The sequence below is a fragment of the Serratia sp. SM04 genome (assembly GCF_040280225.1).
Lineage (GTDB): Bacteria > Pseudomonadota > Gammaproteobacteria > Enterobacterales > Enterobacteriaceae > Serratia > Serratia sarumanii.
Window position 1 is genome coordinate 220,732 of sequence record NZ_JBEOQT010000022.1, and the last position, 22,135, is coordinate 242,866.

19 protein-coding genes are annotated in these 22,135 nt (G+C 60.4%); 9 read left to right on the top strand and 10 right to left on the bottom strand.

Annotated elements, in window-relative coordinates:
* Positions 1–22 precede the first annotated feature (22 nt).
* Together mfd and ABTW55_RS21700 are read right to left on the bottom strand one after the other, a co-directional pair.
* Positions 23–3,496, bottom strand: coding sequence for a transcription-repair coupling factor (mfd, locus tag ABTW55_RS21695; RefSeq protein ID WP_060420682.1), 3,474 nt, complete (start codon positions 3,494–3,496; stop codon positions 23–25).
* Positions 3,497–3,518: 22 nt separating this feature from the next.
* The gene (locus ABTW55_RS21700) at positions 3,519–3,767 is read right to left on the bottom strand and encodes a hypothetical protein (RefSeq protein WP_060420685.1); all 249 of its coding nucleotides are present in this window, start codon (positions 3,765–3,767) and stop codon (positions 3,519–3,521) included.
* A gap of 38 nt (positions 3,768–3,805) precedes the next feature.
* On the opposite strand from ABTW55_RS21700, the gene lolC reads away from it, so the two are divergent.
* Genes lolC through cobB form a run of 5 tightly spaced genes read left to right on the top strand, consistent with a single transcriptional unit; the run spans position 3,806 to position 8,774 of the window.
* Positions 3,806–5,008 carry a lipoprotein-releasing ABC transporter permease subunit LolC gene (gene lolC / locus ABTW55_RS21705; RefSeq protein WP_060420688.1) on the top strand — a complete coding sequence of 401 codons (1,203 nt, stop codon included), beginning with the start codon at positions 3,806–3,808 and terminating at the stop codon, positions 5,006–5,008.
* Entirely contained in the window at positions 5,001–5,705 is a 705-nt protein-coding gene (lolD, locus tag ABTW55_RS21710) for a lipoprotein-releasing ABC transporter ATP-binding protein LolD (protein ID WP_033638178.1), read from the top strand. The genes lolC and lolD overlap by 8 nt, the downstream gene beginning before the upstream one ends.
* On the top strand, positions 5,705–6,952 hold the full coding sequence (lolE, locus tag ABTW55_RS21715) for a lipoprotein-releasing ABC transporter permease subunit LolE (protein WP_060420691.1): 1,248 nt from the start codon (positions 5,705–5,707) through the stop codon (positions 6,950–6,952). The genes lolD and lolE overlap by 1 nt, the downstream gene beginning before the upstream one ends.
* Before the next feature lie 53 nt (positions 6,953–7,005).
* Entirely contained in the window at positions 7,006–7,926 is a 921-nt protein-coding gene (nagK, locus tag ABTW55_RS21720; protein WP_041034741.1) for an N-acetylglucosamine kinase, read from the top strand.
* An 11-nt stretch (positions 7,927–7,937) separates the two neighbouring features.
* Positions 7,938–8,774, top strand: a complete 837-nt coding sequence (cobB, locus tag ABTW55_RS21725; protein WP_033638183.1) for a Sir2 family NAD+-dependent deacetylase — start codon at positions 7,938–7,940, stop codon at positions 8,772–8,774.
* Between the two features lie 48 nt (positions 8,775–8,822).
* Here the strand turns inward: cobB and potD are convergent, their stop codons facing one another.
* Together potD and ABTW55_RS21735 are read right to left on the bottom strand one after the other, a co-directional pair.
* Positions 8,823–9,866: a spermidine/putrescine ABC transporter substrate-binding protein PotD gene (gene potD, locus ABTW55_RS21730; protein ID WP_033638184.1), complete on the bottom strand. Its 1,044-nt coding sequence runs from the start codon at positions 9,864–9,866 to the stop codon at positions 8,823–8,825.
* On the bottom strand, positions 9,796–10,113 hold the full coding sequence (locus tag ABTW55_RS21735) for a hypothetical protein (RefSeq protein WP_152903597.1): 318 nt from the start codon (positions 10,111–10,113) through the stop codon (positions 9,796–9,798). The genes potD and ABTW55_RS21735 overlap by 71 nt, the downstream gene beginning before the upstream one ends.
* Between ABTW55_RS21735 and ABTW55_RS21740 the strand changes: the two genes are divergently transcribed.
* Positions 10,103–10,804 (top strand): MurR/RpiR family transcriptional regulator, encoded by a 702-nt coding sequence (locus tag ABTW55_RS21740; RefSeq protein ID WP_033638186.1) that lies wholly within the window; start codon positions 10,103–10,105, stop codon positions 10,802–10,804. The genes ABTW55_RS21735 and ABTW55_RS21740 overlap by 11 nt on opposite strands.
* 17 nt (positions 10,805–10,821) lie before the next feature.
* Here ABTW55_RS21740 and ABTW55_RS21745 read toward each other — a convergent pair whose 3' ends face one another.
* The 6 genes from ABTW55_RS21745 to ABTW55_RS21770 form a co-directional block, all read right to left on the bottom strand.
* On the bottom strand, positions 10,822–12,207 hold the full coding sequence (locus ABTW55_RS21745; protein WP_060420694.1) for a glycoside hydrolase: 1,386 nt from the start codon (positions 12,205–12,207) through the stop codon (positions 10,822–10,824).
* Positions 12,208–12,231: 24 nt separating this feature from the next.
* Positions 12,232–13,791: a PTS transporter subunit EIIC gene (locus ABTW55_RS21750; protein ID WP_060420698.1), complete on the bottom strand. Its 1,560-nt coding sequence runs from the start codon at positions 13,789–13,791 to the stop codon at positions 12,232–12,234.
* 219 nt (positions 13,792–14,010) lie between these two features.
* A complete protein-coding gene (gene potC, locus ABTW55_RS21755; RefSeq protein ID WP_033638190.1) occupies positions 14,011–14,793 on the bottom strand; it encodes a spermidine/putrescine ABC transporter permease PotC in 783 nt (260 codons plus the stop codon).
* Positions 14,790–15,650 carry a spermidine/putrescine ABC transporter permease PotB gene (potB, locus tag ABTW55_RS21760; RefSeq protein WP_033646379.1) on the bottom strand — a complete coding sequence of 287 codons (861 nt, stop codon included), beginning with the start codon at positions 15,648–15,650 and terminating at the stop codon, positions 14,790–14,792. The genes potC and potB overlap by 4 nt, the downstream gene beginning before the upstream one ends.
* Positions 15,634–16,749, bottom strand: coding sequence for a spermidine/putrescine ABC transporter ATP-binding protein PotA (gene potA, locus ABTW55_RS21765; RefSeq protein ID WP_060420701.1), 1,116 nt, complete (start codon positions 16,747–16,749; stop codon positions 15,634–15,636). The genes potB and potA overlap by 17 nt, the downstream gene beginning before the upstream one ends.
* Positions 16,750–16,774: 25 nt before the next feature.
* Positions 16,775–17,047 (bottom strand): hypothetical protein, encoded by a 273-nt coding sequence (locus ABTW55_RS21770; RefSeq protein ID WP_146224406.1) that lies wholly within the window; start codon positions 17,045–17,047, stop codon positions 16,775–16,777.
* Between the two features lie 57 nt (positions 17,048–17,104).
* Here ABTW55_RS21770 and pepT point away from each other — a divergent pair, with 57 nt between their 5' ends.
* From pepT to ABTW55_RS21785, 3 genes are all read left to right on the top strand, one after another.
* Entirely contained in the window at positions 17,105–18,334 is a 1,230-nt protein-coding gene (pepT, locus tag ABTW55_RS21775) for a peptidase T (protein ID WP_060420704.1), read from the top strand.
* Positions 18,335–18,633: 299 nt separating this feature from the next.
* Entirely contained in the window at positions 18,634–19,773 is a 1,140-nt protein-coding gene (locus tag ABTW55_RS21780; protein ID WP_060420707.1) for a tail fiber domain-containing protein, read from the top strand.
* Between the two features lie 109 nt (positions 19,774–19,882).
* Entirely contained in the window at positions 19,883–22,135 is a 2,253-nt protein-coding gene (locus tag ABTW55_RS21785; protein ID WP_072265004.1) for an S-type pyocin domain-containing protein, read from the top strand.

Sequence of the window (22,135 nt, forward strand, 5' to 3'; positions counted from 1 at the left end):
CCGGCGAGCGGGGCGCGTGGCCTCAGGCCGCCAGCGTGTGTTCGCGGAAGGCGTCCAGCAGCTCTTCGGTGAACGCCAGGCGTTTTTGGCGATCGGCCAGATCGAGCGTGAACTTCAGCTTGCTCGGGCCGTCCAGGCGGTAAACCTGCGGATTGCCCTGCAACAGGCCGATCAGATAACCGGGATCGACGCGGTTGTTGTCGCCGAACTCGATAAAGCCGCCGCGCTCGTTGCTCTCGATGCGTTTGATGCCCAGCTTCTGCGCATGCAGGCGCAGCGCCGCGCACTGCAACAGGTTGCGCGCCGCGTCCGGCAACTGACCGAAGCGGTCGATCAGCTCGACTTTCAGCTCATCCAGCTCGCCGTCGCTCTTCGCGCTGGCGATGCGCTTGTACAGCGACAGGCGGGTATTGACGTCGGGAATGAAATCTTCCGGCAGCAGCGTCGGCATGCGCAGTTCCACCTCGGTCTGGCTGCTGGTGAGATCTTCCAGCGACGGTTCGCGGCCATTTTTCAACGCATCGACGGCGCTTTCCAGCAGCTCCATGTAGAGCGAGAAGCCGACGGTGGTCATCTGGCCACTCTGGTCTTCGCCCAGCAGTTCGCCGGCGCCGCGGATCTCCAGATCGTGGGTCGCCAGCGCGAAACCGGCGCCGAGATCTTCCAGCGACGCGATGGCCTCGAGCCGTTTATGGGCGTCGGCGCCCATGGCTTTCGGGTTTGGCGTCAGCAGATAGGCGTAAGCCTGGTGGTGCGAGCGCCCGACGCGGCCGCGCAGCTGGTGCAGCTGCGCCAGGCCGAAGCGATCGGCGCGCTCGATGATGATGGTGTTGGCGCTGGGAATATCGATGCCGGTTTCGATGATGGTGGTGCACACCAGCACGTTGAAGCGCTGGTGGTGGAAATCGTTCATCACCCGTTCCAGATCGCGCTCGCGCATCTGGCCGTGGCCGATGGCGATGCGCGCTTCCGGCACCAGCTCCGCCAGGCGCTGCGCCGCTTTCTCGATGTTTTCGACGTCGTTGTAGAGGTAGTAAACCTGGCCGCCGCGCAGCACTTCGCGCAGGATCGCCTCGCGCACCACCAGGCTGTCGTATTCGCGCACGAAGGTCTTCACCGCCAAGCGGCGCGCCGGCGGGGTGGCGATGATCGACAGATCGCGCATGCCGCTCATCGCCATGTTCAGGGTACGCGGGATCGGCGTGGCGGTCAGCGTCAGGATATCGACGTCGGCACGCATCGCCTTGATGCGCTCCTTGTGGCGCACGCCGAAGCGGTGCTCCTCATCGACGATCAGCAGCCCCAGGTCTTTCCAGCGCAGATCGCTCTGCAACAGCTTGTGGGTGCCGATGATGATGTCCACCTTGCCTTCTGCCGCGTCGTCTAGCACCTGCTGCTGCTCTTTGGCGCTGCGGAAGCGCGACATCATCTCGATGCGGATCGGCCAGGTGGCGAAGCGATCGCGGAAGTTGTCGAAGTGCTGCTGCGCCAGCAGGGTGGTCGGCACCAGCACCGCCACCTGCTTGCCGTTTTCCACCGCCAGGAAGGCGGCGCGCATCGCCACTTCGGTTTTGCCGAAGCCGACGTCGCCGCACACCAGGCGGTCCATCGCCAAAGGCTGACACATGTCGCTTAGCACCGCGTTGATCGCCTGTTCCTGATCCGGCGTGGTTTCGAACGGGAAGCTCTGGCAGAACAGCTGATACTGTTCGCGGTTGTGTTTGAAGGCGAAACCGGCCTTGGCGGCGCGCTGGGCGTAGATATCCAGCAGCTCCGCCGCCACGTCGCGCACCCGCTCGGCCGCTTTCTGCCGCGCGCGCGTCCAGGCGTCGCCGCCCAGTTTGTGCAGCGGCGCGTTTTCGTCCGCGCCGCCGGCGTAGCGGCTGATCAGATGCAGCGAAGAAACCGGCACGTACAGCTTGTCCTCACCGGCGTAGGAGAGGATCAGGTATTCGGCCTTGATGCCGCCGGCCTCCAGCGTGGTCAGGCCGACGTAGCGGCCGACGCCGTGCTCCAGGTGCACCACCGGCTGGCCGGGATGCAGCTCCGCCAGGTTGCGGATCAGGGTATCGGTGTTGATGGTGCGCCGGTTGTCCTGCCGGCGGCGGCTGACGCGCTCGCCGAGCAGATCGCTTTCGCAGATCAGCGCCCGCCGGCGCAGGCCGTCGAGGAAGCCGTGTTCGGCGGCGCCGACCATCATGTAACGGCCCGCCGTTTCCGTCTGATCGAGGCGTTGAATCAGCGCCGGCGCCAGCTTGATGCGGCCGAGCAGATCCTGCAGCGTTTCACGCCGCCCCTCGCTCTCGACGGAGAAAATCACGCTGCCGTCGAAGCCTTCGATAAAGCGCCGCAGGTTATCCAGCGGGGATTTATGCTGCGCCTGCACCGCCAGATCGGGCAGGGCGTGGTAGTCCAGATTGGTATTGCCGGCCTTGGCCGGCAGCTCATCGGTTTTCAGCGCGATGCGCGGCCAGGCCTTCAGCTCGCCGAACAGCGCGTCGACGCGCAGCCACAGCGTATCCGGCGCCAGCAGCGGGCGCATCGGATCGACGCGGCGGCTTTCGTAACGCTGGTTGACGTCTTGCCAGAAGCGCTCGGCGGCACCCTCCAGATCGCCGGTATTGACGATCAGCGTGTTGGCCGGCAGGTAGCTGAACAGCGACGGCAGCGGCTGGCTGAAGAACAGCGGCTGCCAGTATTCGATGCCGGCCGGCCAGGCGCTTTTGCTGACCTGCTGATAGATGTGTTCGGCGTCGCGGCGCACCTCGAACTGCTCGCGCCACTGGCTGCGGAACAGCTCGATGGCGTTCTTGTCGGTGGGGAACTCGTGGGCCGGCAACAGATTGATGGCCTCGACTTCGCTCAGCGTGCGCTGGGTATCGACGTCGAAGATGCGCAGGCTGTCGATTTCGTCATCGAAAAAGTCGATGCGGTAAGGCTCATCGCTGCCCATCGGGTAAAGATCGAGCAGCGCGCCGCGGGTGGCGAATTCGCCGTGTTCCATCACCTGATCGACGCTGCGATAGCCGGCCTGTTCCAGCTGCGCGCGCAGCTTGTCGCGCGACAGGCGCTGACCTTTCTTCATCACCAGCGCGTGGCCGTGCAGGAACTCGTGCGGGCAGACGCGCTGCATCAGGGTATTGACCGGCAAAATGATCACGCCGCGCGCCATGGTCGGCAGATGATACAGGCTCGACAAACGATCCGAGATGATTTCCTGATGCGGCGAGAAGCTGTCATACGGCAGGGTTTCCCAGTCGGACAGCGTGGTCACCATCTGGTCGGTGAACTGCTGGATCTCGTCGCGCAGCCGCAGGGCGTTTTGCATGTCCGGCGCGATCAGCATCACCGGGCCAGGGTGGCGTTCGACGATCTCGGCGCACTCCACGGCGCAGGCCGCGCCGGTCAATTGCCCCAGCTGGCGCAGATCGCCTGCGCGATCGGGCAGAGAATAACGAGGGGATGAGGAACGGTTACGGCTATCGGAAGTGCTCATTCAGGTATCTTTAATCAATGTGTTAGAGGGCGTTCCGGCACGGATAACCCAGCGCCTTTATGCTGTTTATAGTAGCCCAGCGGCCGGCAAACTGACACAGCAAAAAGCGCTGCTCATCGCTTTTTTGCCGATTATTTAACCGGTTGACGCCATCGACTTTTTGCGGCGACGGGTCAATATTGCGCTCATCTGCCGCCGCCGTTTTCCTCTGCGCCACGCAATAAAAGGCCGTCGGGTGTTCCCTAAACGAGGGAGAGCCTTTATCATCCATGATCACTTTGCTTAAGCCACGGCTATCAAACGGATTTCATGTATCAACCTGTCGCGTTATTCATTGGCCTGCGCTACATGCGCGGGCGAGCCTCAGACCGCTTCGGGCGGTTTGTTTCCTGGCTTTCCACCATCGGCATTACGCTGGGGGTGATGGCGTTGGTCACCGTGCTGTCGGTGATGAACGGATTCGAAAAGGATCTGGAGAACAACATCCTCGGCCTGATGCCGCAGGCGTTGATCACCAGCCCGCAAGGATCGGTCAACCCGCAGCAGCTGCCGGCCTCCGAGGTGCAGAAGCTGCAGGGCGTCACGCGCGTTGCGCCGCTGACCACCGGTGACGTGGTGCTGCAAAGCGCCCGCAGCGTGGCGGTCGGGGTGATGCTCGGCGTCAATCCCGACGAGGCCGATCCGCTGACCCCGTATCTGGTCAACGTCAAGCAGCAGCAGCTGCAGCCGGGCCAATACAACATCATCATCGGCGAACAGCTGGCGGGGCAACTCGGCGTCAAACGCGGCGATTCGCTGCGCGTGATGGTGCCGAGCGCCAGCCAGTTCACGCCGATGGGCCGCATTCCCAGCCAGCGCCTGTTCACCCTTATCGGCACCTTCCACGCCAACAGCGAGGTGGACGGCTATCAGCTGCTGGTCAACCAACAGGACGCTTCGCGCCTGATGCGCTACCCGGCCGGCAACATCACCGGCTGGCGCCTGTTCCTGCAACAGTCTCTGACGGTCGATACCCTCAGCCAACAGCCGTTGCCGGCGGGCACGGTCTGGAAAGACTGGCGCGATCGCAAGGGCGAGCTGTTCCAGGCGGTGCGCATGGAGAAGAACATGATGGGGCTGCTGCTCAGCCTGATCGTGGCGGTGGCGGCGTTTAACATCATTACCTCGCTCGGCCTGCTGGTGATGGAGAAGCAGGGCGAGGTCGCCATTCTGCAGACCCAGGGGCTGACCCGCCGCCAGATCATGTCGGTGTTTATGGTGCAGGGCGCCAGCGCCGGCATCATCGGCTCGCTGCTCGGCACGCTGCTCGGCGTGTTGCTGGCCACCAACCTGAATAACCTAATGCCGATCCTCGGCGCCCTGATCGACGGCGCTTCGCTGCCGGTGGCGGTCGATCCGCTGCAGGTGACGATCATCGCCGTGGTGGCGATGGCGGTTTCCCTGTTGTCCACGCTTTATCCTTCATGGCGCGCTGCCGCCGTACAACCCGCTGAGGCTTTACGTTATGAGTAACCATCTTTTGCTGCAGTGTGACAACCTGTGCAAGACCTATCAGGAAGGCAATCTGCACACCGACGTGCTGCGCAACGTCAGCTTTGCCATGCAGCAGGGCGAGATGATGGCGATTGTCGGCAGCTCGGGTTCCGGCAAGAGCACCCTGTTGCACCTGCTGGGTGGACTGGACTCGCCGACCTCCGGCGAGGTGATCTTCAAGGGCGCATCGCTGAACGCCATGTCTTCGGCGGCCAAGGCTGAGCTGCGCAACCGCCAGCTCGGCTTCATCTATCAGTTTCACCATCTGCTGCCGGACTTCACCGCGCTGGAAAACGCCGCCATGCCGCTGCTGATCGGCGGCGCCAAACCGGCGCAGGCGCAGGAGAAGGCGCGGGAGATGCTGGCGGCGGTCGGGCTGGAAAAACGCAGCAAGCACCGCCCGTCCGAGCTTTCCGGCGGCGAGCGTCAGCGCGTGGCGATCGCGCGCGCGCTGGTCAATAATCCGGCGCTGGTGCTGGCGGACGAACCGACCGGCAACCTGGACAAACGCACCGCGGACAGCATCTTCGATCTGCTGGGCGAGCTGAACGTGCGTCAGGGCACCGCTTTTCTGGTGGTGACGCACGATCTGCAACTGGCCAAGCGCCTGAGCCGCCAGCTGGAAATGGCCGACGGCCACCTGCAGGCGCAGCTGACCCTGATGGGGGCCGAGTAATGGCGGGAGCCTCACTGTCCTTCCTGACGGCCCTGCGTTTCAGCCGCGGCCGTAAACGCGGCGGCATGGTGTCGCTGATTTCGGTCATCTCCACCATCGGCATCGCGCTGGGGGTGGCGGTGTTGATCGTCGGCCTGAGCGCGATGAACGGCTTTGAGCGCGAGCTGAAAAACCGCATTCTGGCGGTGGTGCCGCACGGCGAACTCGAACCGGTCAATCAGCCGTTCAGCGGCTGGCCGTCGATTCTGCAGCGGGTGGAGAAGGTGCCGGGCATTGTGGCCGCCGCGCCGTACATTAACTTTACCGGCCTGATGGAGAACGGCGCGCAACTGCGCGCGGTGGAAGTCAAAGGCGTGGATCCGCAGCAGGAGAGCCGGCTGAGCGCGCTGCCGCAGTATGTGCAGGGTGATGCCTGGGTCAACTTCAAGGCCGGCGAACAGCAGGTGATCCTCGGCAAGGGCGTGGCCGACGCGCTGGGCGTGAAGCAAGGCGCCTATGTGACGGTGATGATCCCCAACAGCGACCCGGAAATGAAGCTGCTGCAACCGAAGCGTATTCGCCTGCACGTGACCGGCATTTTGCAGCTCAGCGGCCAGCTCGATCACAGCCTGGCGCTGGTGCCGCTGGCCGACGCGCAGCAGTATCTCGACATGGGTGACAGCGTCACGGGTATCGCCCTCAAGATGAACGACGTGTTTGCCGCCAACAAACTGGTGCGCGACGCCGGCGAAGTGACCAACGCCTACATTTACATCAAGAGCTGGATCGGCAAGTACGGCTACATGTACCGCGATATCCAGATGATCCGCGCCATCATGTACCTGGCGATGGTGCTGGTGATCGGCGTGGCCTGCTTCAACATCGTGTCCACGCTGGTGATGGCGGTGAAAGACAAAAGCGCCGACATCGCGGTGCTGCGCACCCTGGGCGCCAAAGACGGCTTTATCCGCGCCATCTTCATCTGGTACGGGCTGCTGGCCGGGCTGCTGGGCAGCCTGAGCGGCGTGGTGATCGGGGTGATCGCCTCGCTGCAGCTGACCAACATTATCCGGGGCATCGAGAAACTGGTCGGCCACTCCTTCCTGTCGGGCGATATCTACTTCATCGATTTTCTGCCTTCCGAGCTGCACTGGCTGGACGTGCTGATCGTGTTGGCGACCGCCATCGTGCTGAGCCTGTTGGCCAGTTGGTATCCGGCGAGGCGCGCCAGCCGAATCGATCCGGCGCGGGTGCTCAGCGGACAATAAAACCTACGGGGAGGCAGCGATGCCGCCCCGTTTTTTTAGCCTGGGGATGGGTTATGTACTACGGTTTCGATATGGGCGGCACCAAGATTGAGCTGGGGGTATTCGACGACAACCTGCAGCGCATTTGGCAAAAGCGGGTGCCGACGCCGCGTGAAGACTACCGGCAGCTGCTGGCCACGCTGGGCGATCTGACCCTCGAGGCGGATGCGTTTTGCGGCCGGCGCGGCAGCGTCGGCATCGGCATTCCGGGCCTGCCCAACGACGATGACGGCACGCTGTTTACCGCCAACGTGCCGGCGGCGATGGGGCGGCCGTTGCCGCGCGATCTGGCGGCGCTGATCGGGCGCGAGGTGCGCGTCGACAACGACGCCAACTGCTTTGCGCTGTCGGAGGCCTGGGACGACGAGTTTCGCCGCTACCCGACGGTGCTGGGCATCATCCTCGGCACCGGCGTTGGCGGCGGCCTGATCGTCGACGGCAAGACGGTGCCTGGGCGCAACTATATCGCCGGCGAGTTCGGCCATTTGCGCCTGCCGGTGGACGCGCTCGAGGTGCTGGGGCGTGATGTGCCTCGCGTCGCCTGCGGGTGCGGCCACCAGGGTTGCATTGAAAATTACATATCGGGCCGCGGTTTCGAATGGATGTACGCCCATTTCTATGGCCGGCACTTGCCCGCCACCGAGATCATTGCGCATTATCAGGCGGGTGAGGCGCAGGCGGTGGCTCACGTCGACCGCTTTATGGACGTGCTGGCGATCTGCCTGGGCAACCTGCTGACGGTGCTGGATCCGCACCTGGTGGTGATCGGCGGCGGGCTGTCGAACTTCGACGCCATTTACCAGGCGTTGCCGCAGCGGTTGCCGGCGCACCTGCTGCGGGTGGCCCGGCTGCCGCGCATCGAGAAGGCGCGCTATGGCGACGCCGGCGGCGTGCGCGGCGCAGCGTTCCTCAATTTGGTAAACAGGGAAAAGTAAGGAGAGAGTTAATGCACACTCGCCATCGGCTGTGTCAGTTTCGCAAGAGTAAGCATGTGCTGCATCAGCGCTTTCGTTCACGCATTTTTCACCGTGACACCATGGCGGCGGCCGAGCTGAAAAAGCCGTTTGTGGTGGTGTTGACCGGGGCCGGCATTTCGGCCGAGTCGGGCATTCGCACCTTCCGCGCCGCGGATGGGCTATGGGAAGAGCACCGGGTGGAGGACGTCGCCACGCCGGAAGGTTTTCAGCGCGATCCGGCGCTGGTGCAGGCGTTTTACAACGAACGCCGCCGCCAGCTGCAGACGGAGGAGATCGCCCCGAACGCCGCGCACCGCGCGCTGGCTGATCTGGAAGAGTGGCTGGGGGAAAACTTCCTGCTGGTTACGCAAAACATCGATAACCTGCATGAGCGCGCCGGCAGCAAGCGGGTGCTGCACATGCACGGCGAACTGCTGAAGGTGCGCTGCACCCAGTCGGGGCAGGTGTTCGAATGGCCCGGCGATCTCAGCGTTGACGACCGTTGCCACTGCTGCCAGTTCCCGGCGCCGCTGCGGCCGCACGTGGTATGGTTCGGCGAGATGCCGCTGGGCATGGACGACATTTACCAGGCGCTGAGCAAGGCCGATTTCTTCGTCGCCATCGGCACCTCCGGCCATGTCTACCCGGCGGCCGGCTTCGTGCATGAGGCGCGGCTGGGCGGCGCCTACGCCATGGAGCTGAACCTGGAGCCAAGCCAGGTGGAGAGCCAGTTCGACGAGAAGCACTACGGCCTGGCCAGCGAAGTGGTGCCGCGCTTTGTGCACAAGTTCCTGGTGGGCAAGGTAGCGCGGGCCGACAGGCCCTGATAAAGGCATCAGGGCGCACTGCGCGCCCTGATGGGATGGCGGGGCGTATTAGCGCCCGGCTTTCAGCTTTTGGAAGTAGCTCTCATACAGCGTGCTGGCGTCGCCGACGTCGTTTTGCCACTCGCCGTGCTCAATCACCGCCTTGTCCGGGTAGAGTGACTTGTCGTTGGCGATCTCCGGCGACAGCAGCTTTTTCGCCGCCAGGTTCGGCGTCGGGTAACCGATGGTTTCCGCCACCTGCACCGCGATTTCCGGCCGCAGCAGGAAGTCTATCAGCTTCAGCGCCCCCTCGACGTTGCGCGCGTTGGCCGGAATGGCCAGGCTGTCCATCCAGAAGATCCCGCCTTCCTTCGGCCAGACGATCTCAAGCGGCGTGCCGGCCTGGCGCGCCACGAAGGCCGAACCGTTCCACACCATACCGACGTTGACTTCCCCTTCCATAAACGGGTTGCCCGGGTTGTCGGAGTTGAAGGCCAGCACGTTCGGCATCAATTTCTGCAGTTCGTGATAGGCGGCTTCGATCTCTTTCGGGTCGGTGGTGTTGCCGGAATAGCCCAGCTTGAGCAGCGCCATCTGGAACACTTCGCGCGCGTCGTCGGTCAGCAGCAGGCGGCCCTTGTACTGCGGCTGCCACAGATCGGCCCAGGCGGTAACGGTAGAGGGATCCTGCTCGTCGCTGTTGACGCCGATGGCGGTAGCGCCCCAGATGTAAGGAATGGAATAGTCGTTGTTGGGATCGAACGGCTTGTTCAGCAGGGTAGGATCGAGATCCTTGAAGTGGCTGAGCTTGCTCTTGTCGATTTTTTGCAGCATGCCTTCCTTGCTCATCTTGGCGATGAAGTACGTGGAAGGCACCACCAGATCGTACGCGCCGTCTTTATAGGTCTTCAGCTTGGCGTACATGCTTTCGTTGGATTCATAGGTGGAATAAATCACCTTGATGCCGGTTTCCTTGGTGAACTGCTCCAGCAGCCCCGGCGGGACGTATTCAGTCCAGTTATAGAAGTACAGTGTTTTGCCGTCAGAGGCGTTTGCAGAGCAGATACTCAGCGCCATCATCCCGGCTGCGAGCAGATGTGACCACTTTTTCATGCAGCGTATCCTTCAGCAGTAGTGAGCCGAACCCGTATGAGCCGCCGTTTTCGGCCGCGCCATACCCCAGAAAGGGGCCATTATAGGGGGCGGGGCGGGGTGGGTAAAGGCGGTTATCCCGCAGGCAAATCAAGGGGTTTGGCGGCTTAAAGCGCATCACAATTTGATTGTCTCGCGCTGGACAGGCGGTGAAGCGCGTGCGAAACAATAATTTTGGCGAATAAACGAGGGCGGCGATGAATTTCAAACAGGTCTTCAGCCAGGCGGAGCTCAGCAAGACGGATCTGACGATTTTGCACTGCATTCTCGATAATCCGGACGCCTGCATCGACGACGGCATCCGCGCGGTGTCCGCACGCTGCTACAGTTCCCCCTCGACGCTGGTGCGGCTGGCCAAAAAGCTGGGCTTTCGCGGCTATCTCGAACTGGTCTATTTCATCAAATTCAACCTGACGATGGCGCCGGCCTATCAGGCGGAGCGCGCTACGCCGGCGGCACCGCCGGCGCAGTTTCTCGATCTGCTCGACAGCGGCAAAATCCTGATCCACGGCAGCGGTTTTTCGCAATTGGTGGCGCAGTATATGTACAACAAGTTTATGACGCTGGGCGTAGACAGTTACCTGTCGCTGTGGCCGGATTTCGACATTCTTGACCGTGAGACGCGCTTTCGCTTCGATATGGTGATCGTGATTTCAAAGTCGGGCAACAGCGGCTCGGCGCTGAGCTGGAGCGAGGCGGTGAAGCGTAACCGCATCCTGTTGGCGGCCTTCTGCGGCGATGGCGACAGCCCGCTGGCGCAGCAGGCCGACATGACCTTTCTGTTTGAGGACCGGCAAAAATACGATCACGATATCTACTATCCCAATCCGTTTTTCGGCCACTGTCTGTTGGGATTCGAGAATGTGATCACCGCCTGGTTTGAACGACGCGGCCGCTGACGGCCGCGCCGCATCGCTTAGCGCCAGTGCCCGGCATACTGACGGTGGGCCTGCAGGTACTCCTCCACCAGCGTTTTCGCCAGCGAGTAGGAGTTGACCAGCGGGTGCACCATCAGCGCCTTGATGGCCAACTGGCGGTTGCCGGTCAGGATCGCTGCCACAGCCAGCCGTTCGTACTCTTTCACCTGCGAAATCAGGTTCTTCTGGGTGTCGGGAATATCGCGCATTTTGACCGGCTGAATGCCGGCGCTGCTCAATTCGCAGCTGATTTCGATCACGTCTTCCGGGTGCAGAAAATCGAGCGTGTCGCGGTTTTGCATCGATACCACCACGCGTTTTTGCCGGCCGCTGTTGACCGCCTCCAGAATATCGATCGCCACCCCGGCATAGCCGCCGCTGTCAGGCTGTTCGATAAACTGTTGCAGCGTCAGCATCTCACGCGTTTTCACCTTGCCCTGGCTGGACTCGCGCTGCATATAGGAATTTTCGCGCTGCAGGTAATGGCTGAAGTAGACAGAGAAGGCGTGCTCCAACTGACGGGGGATGTCCAGCTCGCCCAACTCCGACAGCATTTGGCGGTTGATCGCCGCGATTTGTTCGCCGCGGGTCTCGCCGCCCTCGACGATGGCGGCGATCGCCTGCTCACGGTAGTAGTAATAGTAGAGATACTCGTTGAGCATCAGGTTGTCCGACAGCGCCACCAGCTCCGGCGAGAAGTATTTCATGCAGGTTTCGCGATACAGGCGCGGATCCGCCAGCAGCCGTTCCGTGACCGGCTCGCCGTTGACGCGCGCATTGCGGAACCAGGAAAGGTGATTGAGGCCGAAGCAGTCGACGCTCAGCTGGTCTTCGCGGCAGTCCAGCAGCTCGGCCAGTTCGCGGATGAACTCGCTGGGGGCGTCGCAGATGCCGTAGACCCGGCGCTGGAAGCCGGATTTGATGATCGCCTCGGTCACCATGCCGGAAGGATTGGTGAAGTTGAACAACACCGCGTCCGGCGAGGAAAGCTGCTCGATCAGGCGGCAATAGTCGAGGATCGCCGGAATCGAACGCATCGCCATGGCGAAGCCGCCGGCGCCGGTGGTTTCTTGCCCAAGCAACTGGTGATTGAGCGCGATGCGCTCGTCATGGATGCGGCCTTCCTCGCCGCCGATGCGCAGGGTGGTGATGATGTAGTCGGCGCCTTGCAGCGCCTGGCGCGCATCGCTGCTGAGGCTGAAAGCAATGTCGCCGCGAATGCGCTGGAATACGCCCTGCGCCAGGGCGCCGTAGATCGCCAGATGGCGCTCATCGGTATCCATAAACACCACTTCGGTAATGCCGATGCGATGGGCGTTATAGGCGATGGATTTGGCGAGGAACGGGGAACGCACGCCGCCGCCGCCGAGAACGGTTAATTTCATTCGATATCTCCCATTAATAAAGCGTTAGAGTGCCGCTAAATATTTCTCTACCTGATTTTTGACCTTGCCGACCGTGACGCCGTAAATCACCTGCACTTCACGGCGATTCTTCACCACGCCTTTGGCGCCGGTACTTTTCAACGCGGCTTCATCCACCCGCGCCATATCCTTTAATTCCACCCGCAGCCGGGTGAAGCAGTTGTCGACGGAAATAATGTTTTCCTTGCCGCCCAGCGCGCGAATAATGATGCCGCTCAGTTCGTCCGGGGTATTTTTGCGGTTCCGGTAATCCTGTTTGGAATAGAGTTTGACGTCCTGATCATCTTCGCGGCCCGGCGTCTTCAGATTGAGCTTCAGCACCAGCGTTTTGAACACCAGGTAATACACCGCAAACTGCACCAGGCCGATGACCACATACAGCGGCCAGCGGGTGAGGGAGACCGGCAGCGGCAGGTTGTAGGCCAGGAACTCGACCAGCCCGCTGGCGCCCCAGGGGCGCACCTGGAACAGGTTGCAGGCCACCTGCGACAGCGCGGTCAACACGGCGTGGATCACCCACAGCAGCGGAGAGATAAACAGGAAGGTGAACTCTATCGGCTCGGTGATGCCGACCAGGATCGAGGTGGTGATGGCCGGGATCAGAATTGCCTTGGCCAGCATTTTCTTTTCCGGTTTGGCGGTGTGATAGAAAGCCAATGCCGCGCCCGGCAGGCCGAAGATGGTCACCATCCCTTGCTGCGAGAAGCGCAGCGCTTCGTTCATCAGCGGCGAGATGCTCGGGTCGCGCATATAGGCCAGGAAAATCGCCTGCGAGCCGGAGACGGTCTGGCCGTCCTGCACGATCGAACCGCCGATGCTGGTGAGCTGGAACGGCGACCAGATAAAGTGGTGCAGCCCGGTGGGGATGAGGAATTTTTCGAAGAAGCCGTAGACGAAAACCCCGAGCGAGCCGGAGCTTTTCATAAAGCCGGTCAGCGCGATCAGGCCCTGTGAGATGGCCGGCCACAGGTAGCTGAAGGCGACGGCGTACAGCATGATGATCGGCGTCATGGCGATCAGCACCAGTTTGGCGCCGCCGTAGACCGAGAACACGCCGTTGAGTTCGACGTTGCACAGGCGGTTGTGCACCCAGGCGATGGTGACGCCGAGGATAAGACCGAGGAAAATGCCCATATCCACCACGGTAAAGCCCAGCAGTTCAGTCTGCCCGGTACCGTAATATTCGCCGTTGATCTTGGCCGCGACGTGGCCGCTGAGTTGCAGATAAGACGAATTGGCACCGAGGAACATGATAAAGCACATCACCGCAACCAGCGCCGCTTCGCTTTTTTTGTCTTTGGCCAGGCCGTAGGTGATGCCGATGCAGAAAATCAGCCCGAGATTGCCGAATAACGGCCAGAAGGTATCGCCGATCATTTTACCGATAGAGAACACGGCGGAATGTTCATTGATAAGTGTGGCATTGGTGAGAATAGAACTGAGCGCCAGAATCAGACCGATCACCGGCAGGAAAAATATCGGCCCCATCATGGCTTTGGAGAAAAGCTGCAGCTTGCTTAAGATATTATCGATAATACCTTTCATGGCAGTTCCTTTTTATATTTTAATGGATGACGACGTTGCTGAATAAACTCCCTGGAAGCGAGAAAAAAATAAGGCACCTTGCCTGGATTCAGTTATAGGGGGAAGTTTTCGCCGCTGCAATCGGCGGGGCGGAAATAGGCACCGATGGTCAGGGAGTGACAACCGGTGCCGATTGTGAAGGGGATCACAACCGGGCGCCGCAGCGCCCGGCGGGGAGGATTATTCGGCCTTGGGCGCGCGATCGCGCATCACCCACTGGCTGGCGATCACCAGCACCAGCGACAGCAGCAGCAAAATGGTGGCCAGCGCGTTGACCTCCGGCGAGACGCCGACTTTCACCATCGAATAGATCTTCAGCGGCAAGATCTCGTAGCTCGGGCCGGTAACGAAGGAGGAGACGACCACGTCGTCCATCGACAGGGTGAAGCTCAGCAGCCAGCCGGCCGCCACCGCCGGCATCGCCAGCGGCAGGATGATCTTGCGCAGAATGGTGAACTCGCTTGCGCCGAGATCGCGCGCGGCCTCCAGCATCTTCACGTCGAAGCCTTTCAGGCGCGCGTAGACGGTCACCACCACGAACGGCAGGCAGAAGGTGATGTGCGAGAACAGCAGCGACCAGAAGCCGAGCGAAATGCCCAGCAGCATGAACAGCACCAGCAGCGAGATGGCCATCACGATGTCCGGCGACATCATCACCACGAACAGCATGCCGCCGACGAACGGCTTGCCGCGGAAGCGGTAGCGGTACAGCGCCACCGCGGTCAGCGAGCCGATCAGCGTGGCGAAGGTAGCGGAGAGCACCGCCATGGTCAGCGAGTGGCCCGCGGCCTGCAGCAGGCTGTCGTTATTCAGCAGCGTGCTGTACCACTGGGTGGTGGCTCCTTGCCAACTGATGCCGAAGCGCGAGGCGTTGAAGGAGTTGACGATCAGGATGACGATCGGGATATACAGATAGGCGTACACCAGCGCCATAAAGCCGCCGCGCAGCAGACGTCCGATCATGCCAGATCCTCCTTCTTGTTCAGCAGGCGGGCGGCCCGGTAATAGACCAGCAGCAACAGCCCCATCACCAGCGTCAGGCAGATGCTGGTGGCCGCGCCGAACGGCCAGTCGCGGATATTGAGGAACTGGCTTTTAATCACGTTGCCGATCAGCAGATTCTTGGCGCCGCCCATCAGATCGGCGACGAAGAACAGCCCCATCGCCGGCAGCACCACCAGCAGGCAGCCGGCGATAATGCCCGGCATGGTCAGCGGCACGATGATGCGGATAAAGGTCTGCAGCTTGCCGGCGCCGAGATCGCGCGCCGCCTCCAGGCAGGACTTATCGAGCTTTTCGATGCTGGAGTAGAGCGGCATCACCATAAACGGCAGCAGGATATACACCAGGCCGAGGATCACCGCTTCCGAGGTGTACATGATGCGCAGCGGCTTGTCGATGACGCCGATCCACAGCAGCGCGTCGTTGAGATAGCCGCGGGTGCTGAGAAACAGCTTCAGGCCGTAGATGCGGATCAGCGAATTGGTCCAGAAGGGCACGATCAGCAGAAACAGCAGCAGCGGCCGCACCTTCTGCGGCAACCGCGCCAGGATAAAGGCGAACGGGTAGCCGATCGCCAGGCAGCACAGGGTGGCGATCAGCGCCATGTTCAGCGAGTGCAGCAGCACCTGGGCATACAACGGATCGAACAAGCGCCGGTAGTTGTCCAGCGTGAACACCATCTGCACCAGATTGGCGTCGTCGCGGGTCAGGAAGCTGGTGGCGATGATCATCAGGTTCGGCATGAACACGAACAGCAGCAGCCAGGCGACGACGCCGACGATCACCACATTCTGGAAGACTTTACGCGATTTCTTCATCGGCCAGCACCACCTCCCAGCTTTCAACCCAGGTCACCGCCATCTTCTGATTGAGCGAGTGATCGACGTCCGGATCGTCTTCGTTGAAGAACTCGCTGACCATCACCATTTTACCGCTCTCCAGCTCGACCACCGATTCCAGCGTCATGCCTTTGTAGTTGCGCTCGCGCACGTAGCCGATCAGCCCGTCGTGCTGCGCGCTGTCGTTCACTTCTTCCACCCGCAGGTCTTCCGGGCGCAGCAGCACCTTCAGCTTTTGGCCCGGCTCCACCGGCAGATCGGCGTAGATGTCGCACTCGCGGCCCTCGACGTTGGCGCGCACCCGCTGCGGATCGAGGCGCTGCAAGACCACCGCGTCGAAAATGTTGATCTCGCCGATAAAGCTGGCGACGAATAGGTTCTTCGGCTCTTCGTAGATCTCGCGCGGCGTGCCGTCCTGCTCGATGCGGCCTTCGCGCATCACCACGATGCGATCCGACATGGTCAGCGCTTCTTCCTGATCGTGGGTGACGAACACGAAGGTGATGCCCAGCTTGCGCTGCAGCGCCTTCAGCTCGTTCTGCATCTGTTTGCGCAGCTTATAGTCCAGTGCCGACAGCGATTCGTCCAGCAGCAGCACCTTCGGCTTGTTGACCACCGCGCGGGCGATGGCCACGCGCTGCTGTTGGCCGCCGGAGAGCTGGCCCGGCCGCCGCTGGGCGAAGGCATCCAGCTGCACCATGCGCAGCGCCTCTTCGACGCGCGGCGTCAGTTCCGCCGCCGGCACCTTTTGCATGCGCAGGCCGAAGGCGACGTTGTCGAACACCGACATGTGCGGAAACAGCGCATAGCTCTGAAACACGGTGTTGACGTGGCGATGCTCGGCCGGAATGGCGGTGATGTCCTGGCCGTCGAGCACGATGCGGCCCAAATCGGCGTCTTCCAGACCGGCGATCAGGCGCAGCACCGTGGTTTTGCCACAGCCGGAGGGGCCGAGAATGGTGAGGAATTCGCCGTGGTTAATCGTCAGTTCGAGATCGGCAATGATGGTTTTGCCATCGAACGCTTTGCTCAGGGCATGCAGTTCAACAAGGGGTGCTCGAGAGGATGTCTCAGTCATTTATCGTATTACTCTATCCCGTGGGCTAATGCAGATAGAACCGCAACTGGAAAAGACTGCCGGAGCTTGCGGGATGCCCGCTGATCAAATGAAGCTCAAACCAGTTGCGCCAATGGAAATTTTTCGAGCGCGCATGATAGACGCTGAATGCCGGAATTGAAAGCCAATCCGGCCCAGATGCCGCGTTTTTCATCATGATAGCGACAAATGACCCTGTGATGACAGTGTTATTTCCCTCAGAAATCATCACAAAGATTAATGATATTGGCGAATTCTGGTTAAAAATGACCTGACGCAATATTTGATCCTGATCGGTTCCGCATAATGAAACGCGATATTCTGAGGGGCCGCTACCATGGACAAATTACTTGACCGCTTTTTCAACTACGTCTCTTTCGACACCCAGTCCAAAGCGAACGTAAAGCATGTGCCGAGCACCGACGGGCAGTTGAAGCTGGCGCGCGCGTTGCAGCAGGAAATGATCGCGCTCGGCTTCGAGCGGGTGTCGCTCAGCGAACACGGCTGCGTGATGGGCACCTGGCCGGGCAACGTCGCCTGGCCGGTGCCGGCGGTCGGTTTTATCGCCCATTTGGATACCTCGCCGGATTTCAGCGGCAAACACGTCAATCCGCAGATCGTCGAGAACTATCGCGGCGGCGACATCGCGCTCGGCATCGGCGATGAAGTGCTGTCGCCGGTGATGTTCCCGATCCTGCACCAGATGCTGGGGCAAACCCTGATCACCACCGACGGCAAAACGCTGCTGGGCGCCGACGACAAGGCCGGCATCGCCGAGATCCTCACCGCCATGGTGCGCCTGCGCGCGCGCAAAATCCCGCATGGCGACATCCGCGTAGCCTTCACCCCGGACGAGGAGGTAGGCAAGGGGGCGCAGCTGTTCGACGTGGCGGCCTTCAATGCCGAATGGGCTTATACCGTGGACGGCGGCGGCGTCGGCGAGCTGGAGTGCGAGAATTTCAACGCCGCCTCGGTGACGATCAAAATCCTCGGCAACAGCGTGCACCCCGGCAGCGCCAAGGGCGTGATGGTCAACGCGCTGTCGCTGGCCACCCGCATTCATCAGGCGCTGCCGGCGGACGAAGCGCCGGAGACCACCGAAGGCTACCAGGGCTTTTATCACCTCAGCAGCATCAAGGGCAGCGTAGAGCGCGCCGAAATGCACTATATCCTGCGCGACTTCGAGCGCGAAGGGTTCGAGGCGCGGAAGCGCAAGATGGTGGACATCGCCCGCGAGGTCGGCAAAGGCCTGCCGCGCGATTGCTATATCGAAGTGAGCATCGAAGACAGCTATTACAACATGCGCGAACAGGTGGCGGAGCACCCGCACGTGATTGCGCTGGCGCAGCAGGCGATGCGCGACTGCGACATCGAACCGGTGATGAAGCCGATCCGCGGCGGCACCGACGGCGCGCAGCTGTCGTTCCGCGGCCTGCCGTGCCCGAACCTGTTCACCGGCGGCTACAACCACCACGGCAAGCACGAGTTCGTGACGCTGGAAGGCATGGAGCAAGCGGTGGCGGTGATCATGCGCATCGCGGCGCTGGCCGCCGAGAGGGCGCGGTAAACACCTTCGTTCCCCGGCCGGCTTGCGCCGGCCCGCATTCCCTTTTCTGATACGCCCGGCGGGCACAGCGCGCCCGCCGTTCTCTTATCGTTCCCTGCCTCATTGTTGTCCCCTTGACCATACAACCCGTGGTGAGGGAATCCCGTTATCCTCAGAGATAGAGTGCTGGTTATGCATACAGGATTGCTGTGTGCTTAACCGGTTTTACAGCTTCGGTGCGGTGAGCCCAGTGGCCAGGGAATGCTGGGGGAATGAGCGCTGTTAACCGCCATCAAACAGGACGTAAGAGGGTAATAATCATGGCAGAAGAAAAGAAAAATGCTCAGGTGATTAACGGCGTTAACGACGATATTGCCGAACTGAAATCGCTGTCTACGCTGCGCCAGCGCGTGGTCAGCGACGGTGAAATCGTCTCCAAATCGGCCAACGGTTTTCGGCTGGCAAATGGCAATACCGGCGTGATGCTGCGCAACGATGGACGCGATTTTTATGCGCTGACGACGCCGGTAGGGCAGGCGCTTAACGGGCAGTGGAATACCTTACGCCCGTTCTCATTCAATTTGGCTTCTGGCCGGGTTGCGATGCAAAACGGCGTGGACATTTCTGGTGGGGCGGTGGTGTCACACAACGCAGGTATCTCCACCTCGACCACCGGCCCGACCCCGCTTATCAATGGACAAATCTATAACTCCGCACCTTTAAAAAGTGATTTCACTAGCGGCAATGTCACCACAACCACCATGTTGGGATCCCGCGTCATTCCGGGGAAGGATAACTTCGGGTTAATTTCTTACCGCGACTGGCAGGGGAATTGGAACGAACTTCAGGTCAGAACTAACGCGGAACTTTCCGTCGGGCAATTGACCAAACGCAATTCTGACGGCTGGTTTTTTGCCAGCCCTCCTCAGAATGCAGATAGCAATAAAGAATCCCTTACCAAGGGATTGTACTTGCAAGCTCCGAATAACAAGCATGCCAATATTTATCACCATGACCATGTGAAATACAACGAACTCGTTATCAACGTGGGCAATGGCGGTCGGAATAGTTGGTTCGTTTTCAAAGAAGATGGCTATGCCGTTACCGGAGGTGGTTGGAACAGCAGCTCCGACGCCCGCATGAAAACGGACATCACCCAAATCGAAGGCGCATTGGACAAACTAGCCCGCATCGGCGGCTACACCTACCTCAAACAGGGCGTGCCTGAAGCCGGGGTGATCGCTCAGGAAGTGGAGAGCGTATTGCCGCAGGCGGTCACCCAAACCGAATTGAAGCTCAACGACGGCAGCGTGCTGAAGGATGCGCGGGGCATCAATATCAACGGCGTGGTGGCGTTGCTGGTTGAGGCGCTTAAGGAGGAGCGCTCACTTCGAGATGCCGAGCGCGAAGCATTTGAAGCTCGATTGGTTGCTTTGGAAAAAGCGATTGCGATCGCCTGATGAATAAACTTTTTTGTAGGTTGCGCAGAGTATTAATCGATGGTGTTGCAGGTAATAAGCACTTAAGAATTTACTCTGCTGCCGAATAACGAAATAAAAGGACTGACACATGAGTGGCGGAGATGGAAAAGACAGCCGTGGCCCAACTGGCGGTATTAAAGGTGGGGCTTCAGACCAGGGGCCCAATGTAGGACACGGTGGATCTATGGATACAAATATTCCTGGCATGGGGGATGTGCATATCGATGGAGTACACGGTTTAAATCCCGGTCAAGATAACAGTACCAACTGGGAGGGGGGGAACGGTAAGGGTGGCAGGGACAGTAGCAGCAGTGGAGACTCCCAAGGAGCGGCAATACGGCGACAGGTGAACGCAATCAAAAATGACCCTAAAGTTAGTAATATCCTGAAGGAGTTACAAAAAAAAGTACGTGCGGTTACAGCTTATGCAAAGGTAGCTTTGAAAAGTGTGGAGGCTGACGGAAAAATACAGGTGCAGGTTGGTGAAATTCGTACAAGCGATGAAGCCGCCGTTAGCAGGGCTATTACCTCTGTCTCACAAGTTAAAAATGTACTTGGCGTGGGGTTGCCTGCTCAAGGCGGGATCGTGTTCGCTGGCAATATCGATACCAATCATAGAATCGGTAATTATCAGAACGTACCCAACGGGAACAATAACGGCAACAATTCTGCCGCAGAGGATAAGGCGTCATTAGCCACCTATTCCGAGGTGCTTAATGGGAAAATTCCACCGGGTTTCTGGCTTGATAATAATAGGGTAATGACCGAAATTACTGAGCAGTATGAGATCAACGGCGGCGGCAAAGGGAGCGATCGCACAGGGTATCGGCAACGTAATGTCGAAGTGCCTTCTTTAACCTCGGCCTACCAGCAATTTAAACAGGTAGAACGAGAAGTGGCCGAAGAGGCCCGTAAGGCTGAAGAAGCTCGGAAAGCAGAAGAAGCCCGCAAGGCCGAGGCAGCCCGTAAGGCTGAAGAGGTTCGGAAAGCAGAAGAGGCCCGCAAGGCCGAAGAAGCTCGTAAGGCTGAAGAGGCTCGAAAAGCAGAAGAAGCCCGCAAGGCCGAGGCAGCCCGTAAGGCTGAAGAGGCTCGAAAAATAGAAGAAGCCCGCAAGGCGGAAGCCGCAAGAAAAGCGTTGTTCGCCAAAGCGGGGATTCTGGATGCACCGGCATACTCCCCGGAAAAGCTAAAAGCGGCCAATGCGGCACTGGCTGCCGCAGGCGCCATGGTGCTTAACCGCGCGCCCGCGATGCTGCAGACGTCGATGGTCGGGCAAGGTGTGATGACGACCACGAGCGAACTGGCTGGCTGGGCAGCGAGCGCGTCGTGGCGGGCGGCCTACGAAGTTGGCAGTATACGCGCCGGCACCGCAGTCGCCGCTGGATCGGTGCTGGGGGCTTTTGCCCTCGGCTTCTACCCGACGGAGGTCGGTGCAGGGAGCGATCGGGTGCCAGGGCGTGATGTCAATCTGTTTGCCCTCCAGGCGAGCCTGGCGGCGGCGGGCAGGGCGACCATCCAGCCCGGCATGACCTCGGTCGATTTGCCGGTGCGCGGATTTGTCACCACTGACGATGACGGGAGACAGAGCGTCAACTTCGTCAGAACGGGCGTCGGCGGCGTATCGCCGAGCGTGCCGGTATTCAGACCCGTTCGCGATGAGCTGACGGGGCTGGACAAAATCACGCTGCCCGCAATGGCGGGGGGGCCGGCGAGGACGATACTGATTAACCCGGTACCGACCGGGCCGGCAGCGCCGGCGCATACTGGCAACGGCTCACCGGGGCCTAAATCGCCAGTGCATACCGGCACCGGAATCAGGCAGGCGGACAGCATCGTGGTCACGACCTTCCCGGCGGATGTGGTGCAGGATCTGCAAGACTTTATCCTGTGGCAGCCGGATGCGCTGGAAACCGGAGTTGAAGCTGTCTATGTGATGGTGCGCAGTCCGAGATATACTCCGGGTAAAGTAAGCGGTAAAGGACAGCAAGTGGGAGACGGCTGGTTGAATACAGCGGGGCAGGAACTGGGTTCCCCGGTTCCCAGCCAGATTGCGGATAAACTGCGTGGGCGGGAGTTTGCGAGCTTTGACGCGTTTCGCAAGGCGTTCTGGACTGAGGTGGGGAAAGATCCTGAACTGAGTAAACAATTTATTCCAGCTAATAAAAAACGAATGAGTCAAGGGTTGGCTCCACGTGCTAGAAATAAAGATACTGTTGGGGGGCGGCGTTCATTCGAACTTCATCATGATAAACTAATCAGTCAGGATGGTGGAGTCTATGATATGGACAATCTCCGTGTGCTTACACCTAAACACCATATTGACATTCATAGAGGTAAATAG